The sequence below is a fragment of the Aeribacillus sp. FSL K6-3256 genome (genome assembly GCF_037965805.1).
Classification (GTDB): Bacteria; Bacillota; Bacilli; order Bacillales; family Aeribacillaceae; genus Aeribacillus; species Aeribacillus composti.
This window is the reverse complement of the sequence record NZ_CP150188.1, coordinates 265,205-284,439: the sequence shown is the minus strand read 5'-3', so window position 1 is coordinate 284,439 and position 19,235 is coordinate 265,205. Positions and strand designations below refer to the sequence as shown.

16 protein-coding genes are annotated in these 19,235 nt (G+C 38.6%); 6 read left to right on the top strand and 10 right to left on the bottom strand.

What is annotated here, in order from left to right:
* Nucleotides 1-52: 52 nt before the first annotated feature.
* Genes skfB through NSQ84_RS01435 form a run of 6 tightly spaced genes read left to right on the top strand, consistent with a single transcriptional unit; the run spans nucleotide 53 to nucleotide 5,949 of the window.
* Nucleotides 53-1,288 carry a sporulation killing factor system radical SAM maturase gene (skfB, locus tag NSQ84_RS01460; protein ID WP_117017014.1) on the top strand — a complete coding sequence of 412 codons (1,236 nt, stop codon included), beginning with the start codon at nucleotides 53-55 and terminating at the stop codon, nucleotides 1,286-1,288.
* The gene (locus tag NSQ84_RS01455; RefSeq protein WP_339212177.1) at nucleotides 1,288-2,784 is read left to right on the top strand and encodes a type II CAAX endopeptidase family protein; all 1,497 of its coding nucleotides are present in this window, start codon (nucleotides 1,288-1,290) and stop codon (nucleotides 2,782-2,784) included. The genes skfB and NSQ84_RS01455 overlap by 1 nt, the downstream gene beginning before the upstream one ends.
* 15 nt (nucleotides 2,785-2,799) lie before the next feature.
* Nucleotides 2,800-3,522: an ABC transporter ATP-binding protein gene (locus NSQ84_RS01450; protein WP_117017012.1), complete on the top strand. Its 723-nt coding sequence runs from the start codon at nucleotides 2,800-2,802 to the stop codon at nucleotides 3,520-3,522.
* Nucleotides 3,515-4,963 (top strand): sporulation killing factor system integral membrane protein, encoded by a 1,449-nt coding sequence (skfF, locus tag NSQ84_RS01445; RefSeq protein WP_339212176.1) that lies wholly within the window; start codon nucleotides 3,515-3,517, stop codon nucleotides 4,961-4,963. Before NSQ84_RS01450 ends, skfF begins: the two co-directional genes overlap by 8 nt.
* Before the next feature lie 43 nt (nucleotides 4,964-5,006).
* Nucleotides 5,007-5,513: a HEAT repeat domain-containing protein gene (locus NSQ84_RS01440; RefSeq protein WP_063386519.1), complete on the top strand. Its 507-nt coding sequence runs from the start codon at nucleotides 5,007-5,009 to the stop codon at nucleotides 5,511-5,513.
* A gap of 13 nt (nucleotides 5,514-5,526) precedes the next feature.
* Entirely contained in the window at nucleotides 5,527-5,949 is a 423-nt protein-coding gene (locus NSQ84_RS01435) for a TlpA disulfide reductase family protein (RefSeq protein ID WP_094244947.1), read from the top strand.
* A gap of 440 nt (nucleotides 5,950-6,389) precedes the next feature.
* On the opposite strand, the gene rhaB is transcribed toward NSQ84_RS01435, so the two are convergent.
* The 10 genes from rhaB to NSQ84_RS01385 all read right to left on the bottom strand — a co-directional run bounded on the left by rhaB (nucleotide 6,390) and on the right by NSQ84_RS01385 (nucleotide 19,218).
* The gene (gene rhaB, locus NSQ84_RS01430; RefSeq protein WP_339212175.1) at nucleotides 6,390-7,871 is read right to left on the bottom strand and encodes a rhamnulokinase; all 1,482 of its coding nucleotides are present in this window, start codon (nucleotides 7,869-7,871) and stop codon (nucleotides 6,390-6,392) included.
* A gap of 376 nt (nucleotides 7,872-8,247) precedes the next feature.
* Nucleotides 8,248-9,297, bottom strand: coding sequence for an autoinducer 2 ABC transporter substrate-binding protein (locus NSQ84_RS01425; protein WP_094244946.1), 1,050 nt, complete (start codon nucleotides 9,295-9,297; stop codon nucleotides 8,248-8,250).
* 59 nt (nucleotides 9,298-9,356) lie between these two features.
* Nucleotides 9,357-10,325, bottom strand: a complete 969-nt coding sequence (locus tag NSQ84_RS01420; RefSeq protein ID WP_117017010.1) for an ABC transporter permease — start codon at nucleotides 10,323-10,325, stop codon at nucleotides 9,357-9,359.
* 11 nt (nucleotides 10,326-10,336) lie between these two features.
* The gene (locus NSQ84_RS01415; RefSeq protein ID WP_063386514.1) at nucleotides 10,337-11,320 is read right to left on the bottom strand and encodes an ABC transporter permease; all 984 of its coding nucleotides are present in this window, start codon (nucleotides 11,318-11,320) and stop codon (nucleotides 10,337-10,339) included.
* Entirely contained in the window at nucleotides 11,317-12,846 is a 1,530-nt protein-coding gene (locus NSQ84_RS01410; RefSeq protein ID WP_144596907.1) for a sugar ABC transporter ATP-binding protein, read from the bottom strand. Before NSQ84_RS01410 ends, NSQ84_RS01415 begins: the two co-directional genes overlap by 4 nt.
* A 15-nt stretch (nucleotides 12,847-12,861) precedes the next feature.
* The gene (gene rbsK, locus NSQ84_RS01405) at nucleotides 12,862-13,797 is read right to left on the bottom strand and encodes a ribokinase (protein ID WP_339212174.1); all 936 of its coding nucleotides are present in this window, start codon (nucleotides 13,795-13,797) and stop codon (nucleotides 12,862-12,864) included.
* Nucleotide 13,798: 1 nt separating this feature from the next.
* Nucleotides 13,799-14,479, bottom strand: coding sequence for a ribulose-phosphate 3-epimerase (gene rpe, locus NSQ84_RS01400; RefSeq protein WP_311067313.1), 681 nt, complete (start codon nucleotides 14,477-14,479; stop codon nucleotides 13,799-13,801).
* Between the two features lie 281 nt (nucleotides 14,480-14,760).
* Entirely contained in the window at nucleotides 14,761-16,365 is a 1,605-nt protein-coding gene (locus NSQ84_RS01395; RefSeq protein WP_311066773.1) for a response regulator, read from the bottom strand.
* Entirely contained in the window at nucleotides 16,365-18,185 is a 1,821-nt protein-coding gene (locus NSQ84_RS01390; protein WP_311066772.1) for a sensor histidine kinase, read from the bottom strand. The genes NSQ84_RS01395 and NSQ84_RS01390 overlap by 1 nt, the downstream gene beginning before the upstream one ends.
* Nucleotides 18,175-19,218, bottom strand: a complete 1,044-nt coding sequence (locus NSQ84_RS01385) for an autoinducer 2 ABC transporter substrate-binding protein (protein ID WP_311066771.1) — start codon at nucleotides 19,216-19,218, stop codon at nucleotides 18,175-18,177. The genes NSQ84_RS01390 and NSQ84_RS01385 overlap by 11 nt, the downstream gene beginning before the upstream one ends.
* Nucleotides 19,219-19,235 lie beyond the last annotated feature (17 nt).

The following is a 19,235-nucleotide window of genomic DNA, read 5'->3' as shown; positions in this document are numbered from 1 at the left end:
CTGAAAATGGCTACAACCATTGATATATCAACATTTATAGAGGGAGGATTTTATGTCAAAATTGTTAGAAACGGCAACTAACACTTCACCAGAATTTGCGATCCACTTCCAACCTCATGGGGCCATTTTGCTTGACAGAAAAAGCATGTTCTATTTTAGACTTAGCGGCAGGGGAACAGAATTAGCTTTAATGCTTGCCAAAAATAACAGTGTTCAAAAAACGGCAAGAATTTGGGAGATTCTTTCAAAAGAAAAGGTAAGTGAGGAAGAATTAAATAACGAGCTAGATTCACATCCATTTACATCAGCGTGGAAAAAAGGCCTGCTAAATCACCCTTTGATGATCACCGGATCTACAGAGTACTATTTGCCAATCAGCTGCACCCTTCAATTAACAAATATGTGCAATTTGAAGTGTCCTTTCTGTTATGCAAGCTCAGGAAAACCGTATCCAGATGAACTATCATCTTCCCAATGGATAAAAGTGTTGCAAAAACTCGCATCTCACGGTGTAGCTGACATCACCATTACAGGCGGAGAAGCAAAGCTAACAAAAAATTTCTTGAAAATCATTGCCACAGCCAGTTCTTTATTTACGAACGTCAACCTTTTTAGCAATGGCCTAAATTGGCGCGACGATGAGATTGAACTGATCAGCCACTTGGGAAATGTCAGTGTCCAAATAAGTATAGATGGAAACAGCAGCACCCATGACAAGTTAAGAGGGAGAGAAGGAGGATTTTCCGAAAGCTTGAAAAATGCCGAACGTTTTGCTCAATCATCGGTTCCCGTCCTCATTGCTATGACTGTTAACCAACTCAACTACAAAGAAGTTTATGAAGTAATCGAAAAATCGGTGGAAGTTGGCGCAGTTGTATTTCGTGCGGGTCAAACTATTCCCGTAGGCAGAGCATCTGAATATCAAGACATGACAAGCGAAATGAAGGAGAAAGTAAAGCAGCAGTTGGCAGACGCCAAAAAAAGATGGAGTGATCAAATCATTATTATGGATTGGGAAGACCACCATCAAAATGATAGTCTTACAGATTTCTGCACGCCGGGATTTTTGTCATGGTATATTCGTGCGGATGGACAAGTTACACCTTGTCAAATTGAAGATACATCCCTTGGAAACGTCTTAAAAAACAGCATGCAGGAGATCGGTTCACCGGAAAGGCTAATGCAAGCGAAGCGACTTGCTAAACAATGTAGATGTATAGGAAAGATAGAATTACCTGAAGCCGATTTGCCTTTTACCATTCAAAAAGAAGCTGAGGTTAAACCATGATGACGACCATCATCCATTTATTATGGATCATCCTTCCTATTGCAGGAACCTTTCTGTTTTACAAATTCAAACCAAAAACGTACGAATCGCTATTATTACATAAAAAAGAAGCTCGGGAATTGGCAGTGCAATTCATTAAACGGTATTCCGGCATTGATGTATCAGATTGGGATTTTTATGCGATGTATTGGTACGACCGAAATACCGTCAATATGCTGCATCACCTAGGATTGTTAAGCAAAGTTCGCCATATTTTATATCATTGGGGTTTAGTCGAATCATGGAGAATTAGATTCGTTCGAGAAAACCGATCAGTCATCATTGGCATCAATTCAAATGGAGAAATTACGTTTTACACCGCGAACCTGTCAAAGAAAGAAATGGCGAAACATAAAGGCGCTTTTTCCTCTCCGGAACAATTAAAAAAAGAGCTTGCCGTCTCAAATAATGGATTATGGGCTGCATCTCAATTCACAGGTGCAGGCAGAAAAGAAGAAGACTTGGAAAATATTGAAACGTACTGGTATATTGCCGAATCTCAACCAGTAAGAATGAAAATAACGGTTGAAATCCATAACGGGCAAATATTCTATATCGGTTCAGAACAAGAGATATTGACAGAAGACATCGAAACAGCGGTTAAGAAAGAGCAAATGGAATCTACCTTAAATATGACTGGAGTATTAGCGTCATGCCTGGCCGTTATTGCAGCGATCATCATCCTTATCAACCTTCGCCAAAATGCCGGCATCACTGCAAGCATCTTGCTGGGGGCGGTTCTATTCTTTTGTAACATCATAACAATAAAAGAAGACATTCAACTGAGCATCGTCAATACTTATGATTCCCGCCTCAGCATAAAAACGGTTTATGCTCTTGGAATCTTATCGGCAATTTTAGCAGGATTGGCCACAGGTTTCGTCGTATATATATGTTCATTGGCAGGGCACTCTTTGAGTAATGTTCTCCAAATAGCTTTTTTTGATAATGCTGTATGGCAGTTTTTCGTCGGCTTAAGTGTCGGCATCGGCTGCTTAGGTTTTTTTTCAGCAATTTTTTCATGGCTGGAAGAGAAAAATTGGCTGCGAATTTCTCCCGAGTTGTCCAATCGTACCATTTACTTGTCAGGCTTTACATTTAAACAAGGATTAAGCATCGGCCTGCAAAGCTCCATTGCAGAGGAAACAGTCTACCGTTTGTTGATCATTCCGACGATATGGTGGTTGAGCGGCAATTGGGCTTTGGCGATCATCATTTCCTCCATTCTATGGGCCATTATGCACCAAGGAACAGGATTTCATCCCAGATGGATCAGATGGATCCAATTAGTGATCTTTGGCATTATACTGGGATTCTTTTTCATCCAGTTCGGTTTTCTGTCCTCCTTAACCATTCATTTTATTTATAATTTTATTCTTGTCATGAAGCCGCTTTGGGATTACACTTTCCAGAAAAAATTGAAGGCCAGTGAAACCTTCAAACAACCCTCAGTATAACAATGGAGGAGAGGCATGAAGATCATCCAAGTAACCAATTTGAAGAAAAAATATCGTAACGGCGATGGTGTAGAAGATATAACTTTTTCCGTTCATTCAGGAGAAATCGTAGCCTTATTAGGGCCAAACGGGGCAGGTAAAACAACAACCATTAGGTGTCTCGCTGGATTATACACCCCTGATGATGGGACGATCAAAATTGCGGGGCATTCCCCTGGTACGGTTGAAGCGCAGCAATCCGCTTCGCTAATTCCGGATCACCCATATTTGTACCCTACCTTAACCGTAGCGGAACATTTGCAATTTCGCGCCAGAGCCTTCAAAGTTGAAAAAAAAGACCTTCAAAAAAAAGTTTATGAAGCTTTAAAAGCGGTAAATATTGAATCGTTGGCGGATCGATTAAGCGGGCAATTGTCAAGGGGACAAAAGCAAAGGGTTATTTTGGCTGGCGCCATTATACAAAACGCTTCTATATATATATTGGATGAACCAACAATCGGTTTGGATATTTCTTCCAAACAATGGCTTGCCAACTGGCTTGTCCGTAAATCAAAACATCATAGCGCCATTCTCATATCCACCCACAGCCTCGAATTTGTATTGGAAACGGCTAACAGAGTGTTATTAATTCGAGAAGGCCGTATTGTAAAAGAAATGGCCGTACCAAAAAACAACGAAGAATATCCAGCCTGGAAGCAAGAAGTCATACGCAGTTTAGGGGATTGGTCAAATGATTAATATTTGGTCATTTTTGTTCCTTCAAGCGAAAAGAGAAATCGATAGCCAAAAACACGGGATAAAATTCTTTCTGTTCATTTTTGTTTTATTTATATGGTTTTTTCTGTTTCAACTTGAATGGGGGGCTAATTCCAGAAGTTGGGACATTGCCTATACAGGATGGATTTGCTCAGGAATTTTTATTGTCATGACCATTTTTGGGCTGCTTTCCAACCGCATACCTGGGCTCATGCAAGACGTCATATGGCTTTATACCGCCCCTTATTCTTTCACTAAAATCGTTTATTCCATATTATTATGGCGATTGTCTTGGAAAGGGTTGCTCTGTCTTCTCTCAGGAATCACAGCTGATGCCGTTTATTTTTTGGCAGGAAATCCATTTGGCCGGTTAACAGCACAATCAATCCGATTACTTTGTCTCATTGTTTTATTAGAATCATGGATAATGGCTATGTCCTGTGCCAGAACTGTAAAAGGAACAAAAATTGCTTTCTCCTTTGTTGCCTTCATTCTCACCGTTATATATGGTATTGCTCTCTATGGTTCTTTTTTTCAAGCCAATGAATTGATTTGGCAGAAGTATATTAGCTACCATATCGGCTTTATCGGCTATTTATTTACAAACAGCTTTTTGCTGCAAGGGTTTCTTGCCTTTCTAATCATGATCGCCCTTTCGTTCATGATTATTCGAATAACAACGAAAAAATCGGAATGCAAAGAAAAATTGGTAAAAGAAGCTGATTTTTGGGCGGAGTTTCAAGATCATCAAACCGATTTTTTTAAAAACAGCCTGAAAGAGATGCACACATGGTGGGGGCTGAAAGGATTAAACGGTATTTTTTCTTTCCTTTGGCTCGAAATATTGCTTGCCAAGAAATACATTTTTTTTCATGCTACTCATTTGTTTGTTCTTCTCATCTTAGTTCCCGTTTTCATTGCAAAAAACATTTATTGGTTTTATATTTTGGTCGTTTTTACAATCGGAGCTTTTTTCAGCAGTTCCTACTATTCAGGATTAATTAGACATGCAAAGTCTGGAGATCTTTTTTTGCTGCCGGGAAAACTATGGAAAAAAGCATTGCTGCTGGAAGGATCGAATACCGCTTGGATCTTTCTATTTTATCTTTATTGCGTGGGTATGTGGCATTTCCATTTCAACACTGCTTTTACAGATTTCCTTTCATTTAGTTTGTACGGGTTTGGAGGATACATGCTCATGCTTTCCATCCGCTGGGCGGCATTTGTTAGAACATATAAAAAAGACCCCTCTCTCAGCCTGATTTCATACTATAAAAATTTTGCTTTCATTTGTATGGGGAGCACCCTTTGTTACATCCTTTTGTTTTTTCTTTTCAAAAACCTTCTTTTCTATTGGCTGCCTCTTTTCATGATCGTGTTAAGCACGATTTTATTCTTATCTTTCTATCAATATGAACGTTGAATCAGAAGGGATTTAATACTTTTTCTTAAGGAGATGAATTTTCATGAGTTCAAATGAAATAATCTCTCAAGCCTTAACGAAACTAAAAAGCAGCGATGAAGCAACGGTATTTCAAGGAGTGAAAGAGCTAAAAAAAACGGGAAAAGCCGCTGTCCCAATACTCATAAAAGCCTTAAAAGATGAGAAATCCCTCCGAATGATTTCATCCGTTGTGCTGGGGGAATTTGGTGCAGATGCAAAGGAAGCAGTTCCCGAACTCGCTTCGCTTTTAAAAGATGACGACGAAGATATAAGAATGTCAGCTGCTTTATCCTTAATGAGAATCGGACATCACAGTCTGAACGCCCTCGTTGAAGTTGCACGAAATACAGAAGGAAAACCGCGTTTTTGGGCATCATGGGCAATCTCCTTGATCGATCCGTCTAAAATTGAACCTCTTATGTTGAAGTGTCTAAAAGAAGAACTGGATAAGCCGTCCGGAATGGTCAGTCCTTTTGCCGCGGAGGAAGCAATTGGTAAAATTATCGCTATGCAACTAAAGGATCAATGAGGAGGAACAGCACATGGATTTAATACAAACAATGACAAAAGACTTGCCGTGGCTGAACGTTCCAAAAAACGGCCATGATTTCCCATCATCCAATCGGCTTTTGTTTTATTTTTGGTCAATTAGCTGCCCGTATTGCAGTGAATTAACGGATCAGTTATTAGAAGAAACAGTTAATCTTGAAACCTTTCATGTCATTGCCGTTCATGTACCTTATACAGCTGAAGAGAAAGCGTTGGAGCTTGTGAAAACACGAGTAGAGGAAAAAAAGATTACAATTCCTGTAGTTTTAGATCAAAACTATGCAATCGCACAATCTTTTGGTATTCAAGGAATCCCTGCTTTTTGCCTAGTCAATCAACAAATGAAGAAAGAATTATTAACAATGGGAGAGGAAGGTTTTCACAAAATGATGAAAAAAATTAAACAGCTAAAGTAAAGTCTTACCGCTTTTTTCTTGACTTTTTCACTGTAAAAAGAATCGGTTTACCTTTTTAAATATTTCTCTATTAAAATTTATGTTCAACATTCCGTTAACATTTTTCTTGGAGCAATAAATTGAGAGAAAAATTTTTTTGGTTCCTTTTGAAGTTCATTTATTTGCCTTTTGGAATAGTGTCTTTATTCTAAAATCTCTTTTATTGTACATGATCCGATAAAACAGCAGCTAATCTATTAAGACCATCAAAAGGAACCTTTCCATATTCTGTTTCATTTTGCGCCCCTAAGTTTAAATGAAATTTTTTGAGGCTGTTGGAAATGCTATTCCCCAACTCGATGTACTTTTTAATGATAATGCATTCCAATTGCTGGTGAACACAAATTGGAGCGCCGCTCATTCCTGATGTAACATAGGCACTATGAGTTATTGTGTTATGATCAATTTTTCTTATGGAGCCGGTACTCTGTACATATCCAGGAGAAAACAGCTTGTTTAAATTGTTCTTTTAATGCATCGTTTCCGCTTTCTCTTGGATCAAAACGCTTAATAGAAAAAGAGTTCAAGACTAGATTCCGTCCTTCCTGTAAATTTGCAAGCTTTTTCTCCGCTATTAGCTGAATTAAAATATTTCCTACAGCCGTTGCTTCAGAGGGACCGGCAAAAACCGTTTTTCCGCTTACAGCAGCGGTCATTTCGTTTATGAAATCATTTTGCGAGCCGCCTCCGACAATATATAATGAATCGATTGTTCTGCCCGATATACTTTCAATTTCATCCATTGACAAGGAATATAGTATAGCCAGATTTGTAAATACACATCTCGCAATTTCTCCTGCTGATTGCGGCACAGGCTGAAGCGTTTCCCTGCAATATTTCTGAATTTCTTCTACCATATTGTCCGGATTAAAAAATCGCTGATCGTTAAAATTGATAAATTGTTTGCACGGAGGCGCCTTTCTTGCCTCATCAACCATTTGGACAAAATTGTAATCTTTCGTTAAATGTCTTCTCACTTCTTGAATAATCCACATGCCCATAATATTTTTTAAAAAACGGTATGTCCCAAACACTCCCCACTCATTTGTATAATTGTAAAATAATGATTTTTCCGTAATGATTGGCGCATCCGATTCAATCCCAATCAAAGACCAAGTTCCGCTGCTTAAATACGCCCAATTTTTTTCAGCAGCAGGTACTCCTGCAACTGCGGAAGCTGTATCATGAGAACCAACTATAATCACTTTTGTTTCGGGCAGATCGTAATCAGGAAAATATTCGTTTCTGACATATCCGAGCATGTCCCCGGGGTAAGAAAACGGCGGAAACTGCTCACGCTCAATTGACAGCAGCTGAAGCAAATCTTGATCAAAATCTTTTTCTTTCACGTTTAAAAGCTGAGTACAAGATGCGCTTGTCACTTCCGTCACTGCACATCCAGTCAGTTTGTATCCTAAGTAATCAGGAACTGTCATAATCATTTTCGTTTTTTCAAGATTTTCTTTTTTTTCTTCATATAACTGGTATAAGGTGTTGAAGGATAAAAACTGAATGCCTGTTTTTTCATATATATCTTTTTTGGAAATATGCTTCGTAATTTTCTCAATCGTCCGTTCTGTTCTTTTATCTCTGTATGCTATGACCTCTTGCACCCTTTTTCCTTCTTGATCGACCAGCACATAATCTGTAGCCCAAGTATCGATTCCAAGTGTACACCTTTTCACTCCCAATGTTTTGGCATATGCCAATCCCTTTACAATTTCCGTCAGCAAATGATCAATATCCCAATAATACGTTCCATTTCGTTCCGTAAAACCATTGGCAAATCGGTGTATTTCTTCAATTGTCAATTTTCCATTTTTTATATCCCCTATGACAAGCCGTCCGCTTGATGCACCGATGTCAACTGCGATATGTGTCATTTTATCCCTCCTAAAATTCACACAATCTATGAAGCTGCTAAATGTTTCGCTTAAAAATTAGGATAGCGTTCCATAACTAGACATTTTCTTGCTGCTCATGCAGCAGGTCAAAATCTGAGTAAACATTTGCAAACAACTTTTCTTCCATTCTTCAAAAAATTCATTGGCAGTAACCATTAAAAAAGTTTTCCCTTTCCACAAAGCAAGAAAAATCTCTTTACGTTTCCTGCCAATAAAAATTTTGATATTTTAGCCTTCACTTTTTTATTGCAAGGCAAAGAACTTACCGGATCTGCAAAAATAGCAATACTTTCTAAAATAACGAAACCCCTCTCCAATTGCAAAAATGTGAGAGGGGTAATCTCTTTAACGAAAATTAAAAGTCATAGTCTTTAGCATTATCCTTTGTAAAGTCTGTAGGCGGTCCCATAATGACCGTTTTACCATCCTCCCAAACTTCCACTTCTCCTACACCATCTATATTTTGGCCGTTTTCAGGCTTTTTGCCATCAACAAGATCTTTAGCTAAAGCGACTGTCAAATATCCTAATTTGTCAGGCTCCCAAAGGATTGCTACATCTAATGAGCCATCCTCTAAAAATGGAGCTGAATCCTTCGGAAGTGCTGTTCCGACAACAGCGATTTTGTCTTGAAGACCTTTCTCTTGAATAGCTTGAGCTGCGCCAAGAGGAGCAGGAGTTGAAAATGCCATAATCCCTTTAAGGTTCGGATATGATTTAATTAAATCAAGCGTTTTTTGGTATGCCACTTGCTGCTTTTCATCAGTCGCAATTTTATCTGTTACTAGCTTTATTCCTGGATAATTTTCTTCAAGCTCCTTCTTCGCTGCATCGATCCATGAATTTAAGTTTGCTGCCGCAAGACCACCTGTGAGAATGGCGATTTCCCCTTCTTCAGTCCCCATTTGTTCAATTAATGATTTCGCGATATGACGGCCATAAGCTTCGTCATCAATTTGGTGGACAGAAAGTTCAACTAAAGATTGATCTGCTGGTGTATCCCAGTCCATCACGATAATTCCTTTATCCTTCGCTTTTTGTAATACAGGCGATAATGCAGCTGCATCATTCGGTGCAACAGCAATTACATCCACATCTTGACTAATTAAATCTTCAATCACCTTAACCTGCTGGGCAGCATCTGCCTCTGTTGGACCTGTATAAATCACTTCGACTCCAAGATCTTTTCCCGCTTGAATTGCTCCTTTTTCAGATGCATTGAAATAAGGAATGCCAATTAGTTTAGGAACAACGGCAATTTTGATTTTTCCATCGCCCCCGCCAGCCTCATCTTTTCCATCTTTAGATGAATTTGAATTCCCCCCTGCACCCTGCTGAGAAACACATCCTGCAAGAAGACCAAATACAAGCAATAAAGCGACAAATAAACCTGCAATTTTTTTCATACTGTTCCTCCTTGTAAATTTATAGTTTATAAATCTTTTAACCAATTAAAGAAAAGTCATTATGCTGTTTCTGCAAGCTTTTTTTGCTTGTTTTCATCAGCCTTTACTTTAATAAAGTTAATAATTAACACCGCGATTAAAATAACCCCCATAATCACTGTCACAATCGGTCTCGGCACTCCCATTAGATTTAAGCCGCTGGATATCATTTGAAAAATCATAACTGCATATAACGTGCCGATCACTTTCCCATAGCCTCCTTGGATTTCAGTACCGCCAAGAACGGCTGCTGCAACGCTTTGCAATAAATAGGATGATCCAAGATCAACTTTTACTGTGTTATATCTTGATGTCATGATGATAGAAGCAATTGCTGCTAACAAAGCACTATATAAATACACCTTCATTAAAACCTTGCTGTTATTAACCCCTGAAAACAAGGATGCAACCGGATTGCTTCCAACCATATAAACTGATCTTCCCCATACTGTTTTATTCAGCAGTACGGAAGTCAAAATAGCGACAAAGAGAAAGATTATAATCGAAAGCGGAATGAGCCCCAGATAATAACCATTTCCAATCAGCGTGTACTCAGGGCTGAATCCGGATATTGAATTTCCTTTTGTAATGCTGAGAATAAGCCCTTCAAACAATACCATTGTCCCAAGGGTTACAAGAATCGGTGATACTCCGATCTTGGCTATAATAAATCCATTCATAAAACCGCAAAGAAGTCCAACTGCAATGCCTCCTAAAATCGCAATGATCATCGGATATCCATTGCTTGATAATATCGCAATTGCTACCCCTGCCAGCGCTGCCGTATACGTGATCGACAAATCGATTCCGCCTGTTACGATCACCACCATCATGGCTAAAGCAAACAAACCGAACTCAGGCAGCTGAAACATCATATTTGTCAAGTTATTGCTTGATAAAAATCCCGGAACACTTATGCTCATCAAAACAAATAGACCGATGGCAATGAGTCCGAGTATATTTTCTTTTGAAAGCGTAACCTGTTTCATCCTCTCCCCCCTTATGCTTCCACTTCAATTTTTGAAAGCTGCTTTTGCGAGCGTTTATATTGAATATGGTCATACGATACAGCGATTAAAATAATTGCCCCTGTAAAAACCTTTTGCCAGAAAGTATCAATTTTCGCTAATATTAATCCATTTTGTATAATTCCTAGCAGAAGAACACCTAATATCGTTCCAAATATTGTTCCGCGTCCTCCCATTATATTGGCTCCTCCCAGCACCACTGCAGCAATAACCATTAATTCCAAGCCAAGCATTCCGTTCGGATCTACCGCTTTTGTATAAGAAGTTTGAGCAATCGCAGCAATCCCTGCTAAAAAGCCCATATAAGAAAAAACAAATATTTGAACTTTGCTGTAGTTAATTCCGACTCGGACAGCCGATTCTTTGTTTCCGCCAATAGCCATTACTTCGCGGCCGATTAATGTGTATTTAAGAATGTACCATGTCAAAGCTGCTGTAATGATAAAAAGCCAAATAATAATGGATATTCCAAAAACAGAGAAATTCGAAAATTTCAAGAAAACAGTTGGGAAGTTGCTGCTGTTCAAGTATTGGCCGTTTGTAATATACAGAACAAGTCCGTTAATAATACTCATCATCCCTAAAGTAACGACAATCGCCGGAATTTGAATTTTTGCAACTAAAATTCCATTGATAGAGCCTAACAGCACTCCGAAAAGCGGAGCAATGACAAAAATTAACACAATGGTCAGTGGGCTATCAGGCAAAAACATCATCGTCTTGCCCAAAACGACACATACCGCGCTTGTCACTGCTGCAACAGATACATCAATCCCCCCTGTAATGATGACAAGCGTCATTCCAATAGCCAAAATGCCTAATACTGCATTTCCTTTCACAACATCCAACAAATTATCTGCTGTTAAAAATACCGGGCTAATGAAGGCCAATATGATGCATAGAAGTAAAATAATGACAGCAACGCTCATTTCTTTTGATTTTAAAAACGCTTTCATAATTGTGCCTCCTCGCGGATCTTACCCTTTTGCCCAAGCAATGCAAGGTTCATGATGCTTTCCTGTGTCGCTTCATGAATCCCGAGTTCGCCTGCAATTCGTCCATGGCGCATAACGATAATGCGATCGCTAACAGCAAGCACCTCAGGAAGTTCAGAAGAAATCACAATGATTCCCATTCCATTTGCCGCTAATCCTCTTAAAAGCTTATGGATTTCTGACTTGGCACCGATGTCAATTCCGTTAGTCGGCTCATCGATAATCAAAATTTTAGGATTTGTTGACAGCCACTTTCCTATGACTACCTTTTGTTGATTTCCGCCTGACAAATCGCCGGCAGCCCTGTATGGCAGCGGCGGTCTGACATCTAATGATTGTATATAATGCTCAGCTAATTCTATTTCTTTTCTTCGATTAATCAGCAAAAATTTATTTTTTAATTTTTTCAACACAGGAAGCGAAATATTGTTAATGATTGATTGTCTTAAAATAAGCCCTTGCGTCTTCCGGCTTTCAGGAATATAAGCAATTCCTTTTTTTACTGCCTCTTCTGAAGACTTGATCACAGTCTTTTGACCGTTAATGATGATGTCCCCTTTGTAAGGACGATTAATGCCAAAAATAGCTTGCGCCAGCTCGGTGCGACCAGAGCCTACTAGCCCTGTAATTCCAAGAACCTCCCCTTCCCTCAGTTCAAATGAAATATCTTTGAAATTTCCTTCTTTCGCAAGGTTTCTTACTTCAAGCAATGTTTTGCCTGAGGCTGCCTTTTCTTTATTTTTTTCATATAAAATTTTCCGGCCAACCATTAACGTAATTAGTTTTTCTTCTGTTAATTCATTTGCATGATACGTACCGACATATTTGCCATCTCTTAGAACGGTGAATCGATCAGAAACTGTAAACAGTTCTTTTAATTTATGGCTTACAAAAATAATTGAAATCCCTCTTTTTTTCAAAGAAAATATAACTTCGTACAGCTTCTCTACTTCACCGGCGGAAAGTGATGATGTCGGCTCATCCATGACGATTAATTTCGCATCAAACGCAAGCGCCCTCGCTATTTCGACCATCTGCTGCTGGGCTATGCTCAGTTTTTCTACCGGTGTTGAAACATCAATCTCAAAATCAAGCTCTTTTAAAGCCTTTTTGGCCGTTTTTTCCATAAGAGCCCAATCAACTTTTTTCCAAGAATGCTTATCGCTGTCTCTTCCTATATAAATGTTTTCTGCTACCGATAAATTCGGAAATAAGCTTAAGTCCTGGTAAATAATTGATATGCCGCGCATAGTGGCATCAATTGGTCTTCGTATTTTTGCTTCCTTTCCTTCAAAGAAAAACTGGGCTCCTGGATCAGGCTGATAAACTCCAGCTAGTATTTTAATGAGTGTGGATTTACCGGCGCCGTTTTCTCCAATAAGGGCATGAACTTCCCCTTTCTTTACTTCAAGCTTCACGTCATCTAATGCTTTTACACCAGGAAATGTTTTGCTGATATTTAACATTTGAAGCAAGTATTCACTCATGCTATCACCTTATTTCTAACCAGTTGTTATTCCATTTTCTTTACAATATTGCTTTACTTCCTCAAGTGTCGGAATGCCGTCTTGCGCACCCTTTCTAGTTACTTTGATGCCGGAGACAATAACAGCAAATTTGGCAGCTTCCTCTAATGTTTTTCCATCAGCAATTGCGCATGCAAGAGCCCCGGCAAAGGAATCTCCAGCTCCAACCGTATCAATAGCTTTTACCTTTAACGGCGGTATGAATAAAGTCTTGCCTTCATCATAAAGCACGAAACCGCTTCCGCCCATTTTAATAATGCTCTTTTTCATTCCAAAATGAAGGTGGAAATGCTCTGCTGCTTTGATTGCGCTTTCTTCTGAATCAGCTTTAATGCCTGTCAATGTATAGGTTTCCTGTAAATTCGGCGTTATAATGTCGGCATACTGGAGAGCCTCGAGTACTATGCCTTCTGCAGGAGCCGGATCTAATATAACAAACATCCCTTTTCGTTTTGCTGCTTTCATCGCCTGGATAACGGCTTCAACAGGTATTTCCATCTGAATGAGAAGCACCTTGCTGTCCTCAATTGTATGGATCCTTTCCAATATATCTTCAGCGGTTAATGAATCATTTGCGCCTTTTATCACGAGCATTGTGTTTTCAGCTGATGAATCAACTGTAATTAAGGCGCTGCCTGTAGGAACGTTCGGCACTATTTTGATTAATGTCGTGTCGACACGGTTTTGTACTAGTCTTTTTGTTAGTTCGGCACCAAAAGCATCTTCTCCGATCGCACCAATCAAATAAACTTTTTTTCCAAGCTTTGCACAAGCTGTTGCTTGGTTGGCGCCTTTTCCTCCACTAAACAAAACCATGCTGTTCCCGAAAACTGTCTCACCATGGCTCGGATATTTGTCTGTCATCGCAACAATGTCCATATTAATGCTGCCAACTACTGTAATTGAAGACATATTAATCCCCCGTTTTTACCTTGGCTGTTCCTTCAATAAATTGACGAAGATGAATAACAGCATCATGAAGAGACCCTTTGGATTTAAACAAGCTGGATGTGCCGCAAACGAGCATTTTTGCTCCATTTTCCAAAACTTTTGGGATCGTTTCATAACCTATATTGCCGTCAACTTGAATCAAAATATTGTAGCTTTCTTTTTCAATCAATTGATGAAGTTTCTTGATTTTGTTATACATCGTCGGTATGAATTTTTGACCGGCAAAACCGGGGTTCACTGTCATCAATGTGACATAATCAATCACATCCATCACATATTCAATCGATTCAATTGGAGTGGAGGGGTTTAAGGCCACTCCCGCTTTTATGCCTTTAGATTTGATCGTTTGCAAAACGCGCTGCAAGTGAATAGTTGATTCAATATGAACCGAAATCATATCCGCACCGGCATCAGCGAATAAATTTATATGCTCCTCCGGCCTCATAATCATGAGATGAATATCTAACGGCTTATCCGTTGCCGCACGGATGACGTTGACCATATCCGGCCCCATCGTAAAATTCGGAACAAACGAACCGTCCATAATGTCAATGTGAAAAAAATCGACCCCGGCCTGATCAAGTTCTTGCACATCCCTTTTTAAATTTCCCATGTCTGCACACATTAGCGACGGTCCTATCATCGTCACTGAAAATTCCCCCGTTTTCACAGATAAATTCAAGTGTTATCTTTTTATAAACATATTAATGAAATCACTTACTTATGGATAGGGGGTAAAATTCGGATTGGTGTGACAATATTCAGTAAATTTTAAAAAAATAAAAAACGTACTGGAAACAAATTCAGCACAGCTGCCGATACAAAGTTCGGTATGTGCCAACCGTCTTCAGTACGTTCTTTTAAAAAGGTTTCAAGTATTTTTGTATTTCAACGATCAGTTTTCAACGCCTTCAGTGCGTCCTTTTAAAAGCTCCCCCGTTTTTCCCTGTATTGCGACGGTAATAAGCCGGTCCATTGTTTGAATAATCTGCTGAAATATTTTGCATCTTGATATCCGACATGAACAGCTATATCATAAATTTTCATTTCCGTAGCAGCCAATAATTGTTTCGCCTTTTGAATTCTCGCATTCGTTACATAATCCAGAACTGTTTCTCCTGTCTGATTTTTAAAGTATTCGCAAAAGTAGGTTGGGTTTAAATGAACATGGTCCGCAATACGTTTAATGGTAATATTTTCGCCAAGATTAGAATGAATCCATTCTTTTGCTTTAACAATTGGGTCAATTGTATTTTTCCGATAATATTCTCTCATTTTTCTAATTTTCATGATCCAGTTAATCATTTCCTGTCTCAAAACAGAAAAGGAAGCCGGTTCATCCGTAATCGAAAACGCCTCGCTAAGCAGTGTAGGAAGCTCGCTAATCCCATCATCCTGTATCCATTGGTTTATGACCCGGATGCACAAATAACGAACAGATTCTTGAAGCAAAAAAGGAGAGGTCATTTTTTTAAGCTCGTCAAAAAATGAGTTGATTGCTGTTAAAACATTTTGCTCTTCATATTTCATTGCTTCAACCGTTTGTTCAGCCCATTTGTACACTGCCGGCGGAACATCCATAATCTTATTATAGGTAAGGTGCTTTAAAGATTCCGTTTTAAAAAGCTTATTCCCCCCTTGAATCATCCTATATTTCATTGCCTCTCGCAGCTCGTTCTTCACATCCACTAACATTGATAAATCCACAAATGACTGTCCTAAAACAATCGATGCCGTAAAAGGCGTTGTCCTCTGAATGGTTGTTTTGAGCGACAAACAGCTTTGTTCAATTTTCGCTTCTTCCCCGTTATAAATAAGCACCCAATACGAATATTGGTTGTTTTTCCAAATCCAATTGCGTTCCTTTATAAACGATTTTCGAATCGATTCTTTGATGGTGACATCCCATTTCTTCCATTCATCCTTATTTTCGAAGCCGTTTCTAGAAAACGCATTATCTATACCGATATAAAGCAAATTATACTTTCCATCTGGAAAATCACGTGTCCAGTCCAAATACGACACATCCATATTTTCAACTGCCGTTGTATCGCTTAATAATTGGATTTGCTTTTCATACGTCAATTTTGTTTGAATTTCTTCAGCCTCTTCGATTAATCTTTTGTTTTTCTTGTCAGTTACTATAAGCTCCTCTGCTTTTTGTAAGTGGGATTCAAAATTCTCTCGATCTATCGGTTTTAAAATGTAATCAATTGCCCCTTCCCGCAGCGCTGTCTGGACATATTTAAAATCATCATACCCGCTGATAATAATGGAATAAAAGTTATACCCTTTTTCTTTCAGTAGACTAATTAATTCCAATCCGTTTATAACCGGCATTTGCACATCGGTAAATATAAGATCGAAGGCGCCAATTTTTTCATGAATTTCTCTAAAAGCTTCATCTCCGTCTGAGAATACCCCGCAAATGTGCCAGTTTGGCCTAAACTTTTTAATTAGTCTTTCCAGCCCCTGTCTAATCCGCGGCTCGTCATCGACAATTACAACCTTTATCTGATCCGTGATCATTAATCACCTCCTCCTTTCAAAAGAAGCTGGTTTGCTTGATAGGCGTTTATTTTTGGTATTCGAATTTTAATCATAGTACCTTTATTTACGTGACTAGTAATCGATAATCTGTAATGATCCCCAAAAATCATTGTAATTCTGGCATTTACATTGATAATTCCTATGCCGGAATCCCTTCCTAACATTGGATCAGCCATCAATCTTTCATTTAACTCTTCCAGCTTTTCCTTGGCGATTCCAGGACCGCTGTCCAAAACAGTTAAAATGAGGTCCGGATGCTCTTCACAAACTGAAATTTTCACTTTTAGTTCTCTCTGTTTTTCAAGTCCGTATTTGATTGAGTTTTCAATGATTGGCTGCAGCACAAATTTAGGAATATAGTATTCTAGTAATTTCTCTTCTTTTTCAATTTCAAAGTGCAGTCGTTCTTCAAACCGGAACTTCTGTATGCGTAAATAATCTTCAATATGCTGCAGTTCATTCCGTATCGTGACTAATTTATCTTTGTTATTTAAAGAATACCGAAGCATTCTTCCAAGCAAAGTCAGCATTGTTACAACATCTTCTGTTTTTTCTTCTTCGACCGACATGCTGATTGTTTCTAATGTGTTATACATAAAATGAGGATTAATTTGAGATTGCAATGCATATAATTCAGCTGTTTTTTGTTTAAGCTCTACATTATATTTCTGCTTAATCAGCTCTCGAATTTCCATCAGCATTGAATTAAAGCTTTTAGCCAGCTGCCCGACTTCATCATTTGAATGAACAGGTATATTAATGCTTAAATCTCCTTTTTCAACTTCCTTCATCATTTTGCTTAAATTATTTAAAGGACGGGTTACATTCATTGCAAAAAATATGGAAATGGCGGTCGTTATTAAGGCAAACGCTATGAAAATGAGGATTGTCACGTTTCTTACTAAATCCGTTGTTTCTGTTAAATTTTTTATTGGCATGCTATGAGCCATCACCCACGGCAATACACTCGACTCATTTAAGCTAACCAGCAGGCGCTCGCCGTGCTTTTTTATAGTAAAGCTGCCGTTTAAAATTGGATATTTGTCAATTCTCCTATCGACTGTGCCGATTTTGGAGCGATCTGAATGATATATAATCATTCCGTCCTTCGTCATCATCCATACTTCCGCATCTTTTTCATGCAGCAAATCCTTAGCGAACTGCTCTATGAATGTTACATCTACCACAATATATATTGTTCCCAGCTTTTTTCTATTATCGAAGTCGGTGATTTCTTTTATTAGCATAAAATAGGAAGGAGACCCTTCAAAAGTTAAGTTAATTTGACTTGATAACACTACTTCCATACTTCCAACTTTGCTTAAAGAATTCAAATATGGCAACGAACCGTCATGAAAGCCAAAATTCTCATAAGGTAAAGTAGTGCTTGAAAAAACACGGTTCTTCGATATAAGGAACACTCCTAAAATATTGTCTGTGTGGTTTCGCAAGTATGTTCTTGTTAAATAGCTTTCAACAATATACTTATCTCGGAGTCTTTTAGATTGAGTAGTTTCTTCCGATTCCCGTAATATTGTCATCACATCGCTCGAATTATACACTAGGTTTGGAAGCGCTTCCAATTTCCTGATTTCATTTTCGATATTATTATTCACTTGCTTTAATAATCGCGGAGTGTATTTTCCGACTTCTTTCTCGATAGAGGATGTATACTGCGAATACGCTAAAAGACCAAGCAAAGCCATTGGAATAACAGTCAGCAGAACATAGGAAATAATTAGTTTATGTGTTAAAGACAAAGATTTTCGGCTTGAATCGTTTCTTCTCTTAAAAATCATATTGATCCACATTCTCTTTTGTAAAATCGATTGGCTGTCCCATAATCACCATGTCGCCGTCAAAACTAATATTCCCTATATTCTCCACAAACTGTCCATCATACGGCAAATCCTCCAACACTAAGTTTTTGGCTAACGCAATGGTTAAATAACCGAGCTTTTGCGGACTCCATAATGTGATGGTTTGCAGCACATCCTCTTTCAAATATGGTCTTGTCATGTTCGGAGTCGATGTTCCAACAACTTTAATGTCTCCAGATTTTCCGTAATCCTTTAACGCCTGCGCAATAGCAGGCGGGTTCACTGTCGATATACCAATGATCCCTTTTAGATCATCGTATTTTTTTAATAGGTTAACTGTTAAATTGTAAGCTTTGTGAATATCTTCATTCGCATACTCCACATCGAGCAGCTCTAATTCTGGATAATATTCTTCTTGCTGCACCTTTAACCACCTAATCCAATTGTTTAAATTCGCAGCAGTCGGCGAGCCGGTCAAAATAACGTATTTCCCCCTTTCTCCCATTTCTAATGCTAAAAGATCCATAATATGTCTTCCCATTTGCTCGGCATCGACCATATTGACAAAGAAGTCACGATATTTTGCGTCTGTGTCTGCATCCCAAGTGATGACTTTTATCCCTTTTTCACGGGCCTGCTGCAGAACCGTACCCAATTTTTTCGGGTCATTTGCTGAAACAGCAATCACATCTACTTTCTGCTCTATCAGCTTATGAATAACGGCAATTTGTTCCTCTGCGGTTGCCGCAGAAGGCCCTTTATAGATGACTGTAACATTCAAATCCTTCGCTGCTTCTAAGGCTCCTTCCTTTGCTGCTAAAAAATAAGGAATATTAGCGATTTTAGGAACAAGTCCAATGACAATCTCATGTTCATGATTCCTGTTGCTTTCATGATTCATTTGTTCAGTTGGTTTATCTACATAAATAACCTCATATTCTTTTGATAAAGAGCAGGATGCCAAAAGGAACAGGAAAAAAGCAAGGGCGAAAAACTTAAACGTTTTGTTCAATTTTCTCCATACCTTTC

What these genes read in the sequence shown, in the direction of transcription:
- skfB (WP_117017014.1), top strand. Translation starts at nt 53, where the DNA reads ATGTCAAAATTGTTAGAAACGGCAACTAACACTTCACCAGAATTTGCG.
- NSQ84_RS01455 (WP_339212177.1), top strand. Translation starts at nt 1,288, where the DNA reads ATGACGACCATCATCCATTTATTATGGATCATCCTTCCTATTGCAGGA.
- NSQ84_RS01450 (WP_117017012.1), top strand. Translation starts at nt 2,800, where the DNA reads ATGAAGATCATCCAAGTAACCAATTTGAAGAAAAAATATCGTAACGGC.
- skfF (WP_339212176.1), top strand. Translation starts at nt 3,515, where the DNA reads ATGATTAATATTTGGTCATTTTTGTTCCTTCAAGCGAAAAGAGAAATC.
- NSQ84_RS01440 (WP_063386519.1), top strand. Translation starts at nt 5,007, where the DNA reads ATGAGTTCAAATGAAATAATCTCTCAAGCCTTAACGAAACTAAAAAGC.
- NSQ84_RS01435 (WP_094244947.1), top strand. Translation starts at nt 5,527, where the DNA reads ATGGATTTAATACAAACAATGACAAAAGACTTGCCGTGGCTGAACGTT.
- rhaB (WP_339212175.1), bottom strand. Translation starts at nt 7,871, where the DNA reads ATGACACATATCGCAGTTGACATCGGTGCATCAAGCGGACGGCTTGTC.
- NSQ84_RS01425 (WP_094244946.1), bottom strand. Translation starts at nt 9,297, where the DNA reads ATGAAAAAAATTGCAGGTTTATTTGTCGCTTTATTGCTTGTATTTGGT.
- NSQ84_RS01420 (WP_117017010.1), bottom strand. Translation starts at nt 10,325, where the DNA reads ATGAAACAGGTTACGCTTTCAAAAGAAAATATACTCGGACTCATTGCC.
- NSQ84_RS01415 (WP_063386514.1), bottom strand. Translation starts at nt 11,320, where the DNA reads ATGAAAGCGTTTTTAAAATCAAAAGAAATGAGCGTTGCTGTCATTATT.
- NSQ84_RS01410 (WP_144596907.1), bottom strand. Translation starts at nt 12,846, where the DNA reads ATGAGTGAATACTTGCTTCAAATGTTAAATATCAGCAAAACATTTCCT.
- rbsK (WP_339212174.1), bottom strand. Translation starts at nt 13,797, where the DNA reads ATGTCTTCAATTACAGTAGTTGGCAGCATTAATATGGACATTGTTGCG.
- rpe (WP_311067313.1), bottom strand. Translation starts at nt 14,479, where the DNA reads ATGATAGGACCGTCGCTAATGTGTGCAGACATGGGAAATTTAAAAAGG.
- NSQ84_RS01395 (WP_311066773.1), bottom strand. Translation starts at nt 16,365, where the DNA reads ATGATCACGGATCAGATAAAGGTTGTAATTGTCGATGACGAGCCGCGG.
- NSQ84_RS01390 (WP_311066772.1), bottom strand. Translation starts at nt 18,185, where the DNA reads ATGATTTTTAAGAGAAGAAACGATTCAAGCCGAAAATCTTTGTCTTTA.